The sequence below is a fragment of the Streptomyces sp. NPDC054847 genome, from assembly GCF_053610925.1.
This window is the reverse complement of the sequence record NZ_JBSGZJ010000697.1, coordinates 1-2,264: the sequence shown is the minus strand read 5'-3', so window position 1 is coordinate 2,264 and position 2,264 is coordinate 1. Positions and strand designations below refer to the sequence as shown.

The 2,264-nt window shown below is 68.7% G+C and carries 2 protein-coding genes; both read left to right on the top strand.

Annotation, left to right across the window (positions count from 1 at the left end; genetic code table 11):
* The coding region (locus ACWGH4_RS34370; protein ID WP_453467740.1) for an alpha/beta hydrolase at positions 1–1,041 on the top strand (1,041 nt) is incomplete at its 5' end.
* A 229-nt stretch (positions 1,042–1,270) separates the two neighbouring features.
* The coding region (locus ACWGH4_RS34365; RefSeq protein WP_453467738.1) for a cytochrome c oxidase subunit I at positions 1,271–2,264 on the top strand (994 nt) is incomplete at its 3' end.

Below are 2,264 nucleotides of genomic sequence, written 5' to 3'. Positions count from 1 at the left end.
GCCGCGGCGTGCAAGAAGAACTCCGGCGACATCCTCCCGCACGTCGGCACCACCGAGGCCGCCCAGGACATGGACCTGATGCGGCACGTCCTCGGCGACAAGAAGCTCCACTACTTCGGGATCTCGTACGGCACCCAGCTCGGCGGCGTGTACGCCCACCTGTTCCCGAAGAACGTCGGCCGGGCCGTTCTGGACGGCGTCGTCGACCCCACCCGCAACACGATGGAGGAAGCCCTCGGGCAGGCCGGAGGGTTCCAGCTCGCCTTCGAGCACTTCGCCGCCTGGTGCGCCGAGCAGGGCTGCACGCTCGGCGACAGCGGCGAGGAGATCGTGGACACCACCGTGGAGCTCGAGGCCGACCTCGACGACGCTCCGCTCCCCACCTCCGACGGCAGTGAACTCGACGGCAACAAGCTCACCGGCGCCATCACCAGTGCGCTCTACCGGCAGGAGTTCTGGCCCGCCCTCCTCGTGGCCCTGGAAGCAGCCGCCGGCGGCAACGGCGACATCCTGCTCGACCTGGCGGAGGAGCTGGGACAGCGCGGCGCCGGCGGCGACACCGCCGGCAACGACGACGAGAGCAACGCCGACGAGAGCAACGAGGACGACGCCTTCAGAGCCATCACCTGCGACGACTCCAGCGACCGCTACACCGTGGCGGACGTGGAGACGAAGATGCCCCAGTTCGTCGAGACGTCGCTCCTGTTCGGGCCCGCCCTGGCGTGGGGCACACTCGCCTGCGACGGCTGGCCGGTGCCGGGAGAGGCCGAACACCCCGAGGTGAGCGCGCCCGGCGCGCCGCCGATCCTGCTGGTCGGCAACACCGGGGACCCCGCCACCCCCTACGAGGGCGCCGCCCGCATGGCGGAGCAGCTCGGCAAGGGCGTGGGCTTCGAACTCACCTACAAGGGCGAGGGCCACGGCGCCTACGACAGCGGGAACGCGTGCGTGCAGAGCGCCGTCAACGCGTATCTGCTCGACAGGAAGCTCCCGAGGAGCGGCGCGGTGTGCGAGGCGGAGCCGCTGCCGCAAGGCAAGTAGCCCCGGCACGGCACGCCGGCGCGGACCCTCCCTCCACAAGGGCGCACGTGCCTCTGCACATCTCCGGGGCCATCCGCCGGTCCAAGCCCCGCTGACCCGGCAGAGGGCATGTCCGCATGCCCCGGGCGCGGCTTCGCGGCTTTACGTGTGGCATCGCGTTGGCTGGGCACTCCACCGCTTTCCGAACCGCGCACGAAGGAACCGCCAGAACCGCCCGGGGGTCACACACATGGTCACATCCACCCGCACGCCGGCGCCCGTTCCCGTGAAGGGCCGCACGCGGGGCCAGGTCGTCATCGTGTGGCTGACGACCACGGATCACAAGAAGATCGGGCACCTCTACCTGGTCGCGTCGTTCCTGTTCTTCATCGTCGCCGGGGTGATGGCCCTGCTGCTCCGTGCGGAACTGGCCCGGCCGGGCATCCAGATCCTCTCGAACGAGCAGTACAACCAGACGTTCACCATGCACGGCACCATCATGCTGCTGCTGTTCGCGACGCCCACCTTCGCGGGATTCGCCAACGCCGTCATGCCGTTGCAGATCGGCTCTCCCGACGTGGCGTTCCCACGGCTGAACATGCTGTCGTTCTGGCTGTTCTTCTTCGGCGGACTGATCGTGCTGAGCAGCCTGTTCACCCCCCAGGGCGCCGCCGACTTCGGCTGGACCGCCTACACACCGCTCAGCGGCGGCGAGCGCTCACCGTACGTCGGCGGCGACCTGTGGATCATGGGCCTGGCGCTGTCCGGGTTCGGCACGATCCTCGGCGCGGTCAACTTCATCACGACGATCATCTGCCTGCGCGCCCCGGGAATGACGATGTTCCGGATGCCGATCTTCACCTGGAACATCCTGTTCACCTCGGTCCTGGTGCTCTTCGCCTTCCCCGTCCTCGCGGCCGCGCTGCTGGTCCTGGAGGCCGACCGGCGTTTCGGCGCACAGGTGTTCAACCCCGAGAACGGCGGCCCGCTCCTCTGGCAGCACCTCTTCTGGTTCTTCGGCCACCCCGAGGTCTACATCATCGCCCTGCCGTTCTTCGGCATCGTCACGGAGATCCTCCCCGTCTTCTCCCGCAAACCGATCTTCGGCTACGTCGGCCTGATCGGGGCGACCATCGCGATCACGGGCCTGTCGGTGACCGTGTGGGCCCATCACATGTTCGCGACCGGCGCCGTCCTGCTGCCGTTCTTCTCCTTCATGACCTTCCTCATCGCGGTGCCCACCG